Raw genomic sequence first — 3,036 nt, forward strand, 5'->3', positions numbered from 1 at the left:
GCTGCACGAGGCGGCCCGGCTGATGCTCGGCGCGGGGGACGGGGCGCTGCCCGCCGAGGAGTTCGCGCGGCTGTTCCCGGAGGCGGGCGGCTGGGCGCGGGCCGTCCGGGAGGAGCGGCTGCTGGTGCCGGCGGGGGCGGGCCACCGGGCCGGGCACGAGGAGTGGGGGGAGTGGCTGCAGAGCCTGCACCTGGACCTGGACGCGGCGCTGCGGCTGGTGCTGGAGGAGGGGGAGGAGGGGGCAGAGGCGACGGCGGCCGGTGCGGGTGGTGGAGAGCGGGGCGGGAGGGAGGCCGGGAGCAGCGGGGCGCTTCGTGCCCCGTCGGACGGCGGCAGCCACGGGCCCGCCGTTCCCCGGGCCCCTGACGGGGCCTTCGGCGGGGCGTCCGGTCAGGCGTCCGGCGGGGCGTTGGCCGGTGCCGGGGTCGGGCGGTGCCGGGTCGGGGTGGTGGTGGGGGCGTTGCGGCGGGCGGGGGAGGTGCGGGGGGCGGGGGTGCTGGACGGGTGGTTGCGGCGGGCGCTGGCGGCGTTGGAGCGTTCGGAGCGGGGCGGGGAGGCGGACTGGTGGGCGGGCCGGGTGCTGGTGGCGGGGCTGGCGGGGAGCCCGGAGCCGTCCGCGCACCGGGAGTTGCTGGAGCTGCTGGCCGGACGGGCCGGGCGGGACGAGCGGTTCGGCGCGGCGTTCTGGGCCGGGCTGCCGCTGCCGGTGGCCGAACGGGTCGCGCTGCTGGGCCGGTTGGCGCAGGACCCGGGCCGGGCGGAGGTGGTGCGGGCGGCGGCGGCCGAACTGCTGGCCGCGGACCCGCGCGGGGTGCTGCCGCTGCTGTGCGCCTGGTACGGGGAGGGCGCGGCGGCCGCCGGGCTGGCCGACGAACTGCTGTACGAGCACCGGGCGTTGGCGCTGGACGAGCTGACCGAGGTGCTGGTGGCCGCCGCCCACCCGCGGGCGGACGCGCTGCTGGGCCGGCTGGCCGAGCGGGAGCCGTCCGCGCTGTGCCGGGCGGTCGACCGGTGGAGCCACGACCCGCGCCCCGAGCGGCACGTCGCGGCGGCCGTGCACGCGCTGCGCACCGCCCCGCACGCGGGCGGCTCGGGGGCCCGGCTGCTGCGGCTGGCGGCCCGGACGCTGCTCGCCCGGGAGGACGAACCGGCGCTGCACGGCGCGGCGTTGGCCCTGCTGGTGCGCGATCCGCAGGGCCGGGCCGAGTACCTGCCGGCCGCGCTGGCTGCGTACCGCGCGGGGGACCCGTTCCTGACCGCCGGGGTGCTGGCCGAGCTGGTGGCGGAGCACCCGGCCGAGGTGCTGGCGGCGGTGCGCGAGCGGCTGCGGGTGCCGGGCGCCCGGCTGGCGGAGGACCTGCGGGTGCTGACCGCGGCCGGCGACCCGGCGGTGGCCCGCTCCGGGCTGCTGGTCGCCGCCGAGCTGCTGCGGGAGGGCCCCGAGCGGGCCGGGGAGGTGGCCCGGCACCTGGACCGGCTGCTGGACGCCGGGCGGGACGGCCGTCCGCTGCTGGACGCGGTGCTGGCCGCCGGGCCGGCGGTGCGGGCGCTGTTCGTGCCGGTGCTGGCCGCGCCGGGCGGCGGCCGGGAGGAGCTGCTGGACGCCCTGCTGGCCGCCGAGCGGGACGGCGAGGTGCTGGCGGCGGTGGTGGAGGCGCTGGCGGCCCGGCACGCCGGGCACCCCGGGCGGCGGGTGCGCGAGCTGCTGCGGCTGGTCGCCGAGCGGTGGCCGGGCGCGGACGCCGCCCTGGTGCGCTGTGCGGGGCGCTGGGCGGGTTTCGCCCGGCTGCTGGCGTCCTGGCCCGAGGACGCCCCGCCGCCGCCGCAGGGGCCCCGGCTGGCCCGGATGCGGGCCCTCGCCGCGGCCGGGCGGGACCCGCAGTACGCCGCGGCCGAGGCCGAACGGCAGGTCGACCGTCCCGGCGGCCGTCTGACCGGTCACACCAAGGGCCTTCCGGTACCTGGGCAGGGCCGGTCGCATGGCACGCTATAGGGGTTCGGTTTCGGTCTTTCGAGTGCACGGGTTGTGCACACCGTAGGAACAAGGAGCGGTCAGGTGCAGCGCTGGCACGGCCTGGAGGAGATCCCCGGGGACTGGGGGCGCAGCGTCGTCACCATCGGATCGTTCGACGGGGTCCACCGCGGACACCAGTTGATCATCAACCGGGTGGTGGAGCTGGCCGGTGAGCTGGGGGCGAAGTCGGTGGTGGTCACCTTCGACCCGCACCCCAGCGAGGTGGTCCGGCCCGGCACCCACCCGCCGCTGCTCGCCCCGCAGCCGCGCCGGGCCGAACTGGTCGAGCAGCTGGGCGTGGACGCCGTCCTGGTGCTGCCGTTCACCGCCGAGTTCTCGAAGGAGTCCCCCGAGTACTTCGTCCGGTCGGTGCTGGTCGACGCGCTGCACGCGAAGGCGGTCGTCGAGGGCCCCAACTTCCGCTTCGGGCACCGCGCGGCGGGGAACGTCGAGCTGCTGGCCGAGCTCGGCCGGGCCGACGACTTCACCGTCGAGGTGGTCGACCTGCAGGTGCGCGGCGCGGCGGGCGACGGCGAGCCGTTCTCCTCCAGCCTGTGCCGCCGGCTGGTCGCGGCCGGCGACATGGCCGGCGTCGGCGAGATCCTCGGCCGCCCGCACCGGGTCGAGGGCGAGGTCGTCCGCGGCGCCCAGCGCGGCCGCGAACTCGGCTACCCCACCGCCAACGTGGACACCGTCGCGCACTCGGCGATCCCCGCCGACGGCGTGTACGCGGGCTGGCTGACCGCCGACGGCGAGACCATGCCCGCCGCGATCTCGGTCGGCACCAACCCGACCTTCGACGGCACCGCCCGCACCGTCGAGGCGTACGCCATCGACCGGGTCGGCCTCGACCTGTACGGGCAGCACGTCGCCGTGGACTTCCTGGCCTGGCTGCGCGGCATGGAGAAGTTCGACTCGATCGACGCCCTGCTGGAGCGGATGGCCGAGGACGTCAAGCGCGCCCGGGAGCTCACCGAGCGCCCCTGAGCCGGCACGGCCGAGCCCCCGCGGAACGCGCGTTC

General features: G+C 78.5%; 1 protein-coding gene and 1 pseudogene. Both read left to right on the top strand.

Annotated elements, in window-relative coordinates; genetic code table 11:
• A pseudogene (locus tag ACFUEL_RS37625) lies at positions 1–1,993 on the top strand (serine protease); the annotation flags it as partial.
• Positions 1,994–2,056: 63 nt separating this feature from the next.
• Entirely contained in the window at positions 2,057–3,001 is a 945-nt protein-coding gene (locus ACFUEL_RS37630) for a bifunctional riboflavin kinase/FAD synthetase (protein WP_380242394.1), read from the top strand.
• Positions 3,002–3,036 lie beyond the last annotated feature (35 nt).

Origin of the sequence: Kitasatospora sp. NPDC057198, assembly GCF_042670125.1 — a bacterium.
In the GTDB taxonomy this organism is placed as follows: Bacteria; Actinomycetota; Actinomycetes; order Streptomycetales; family Streptomycetaceae; genus Kitasatospora.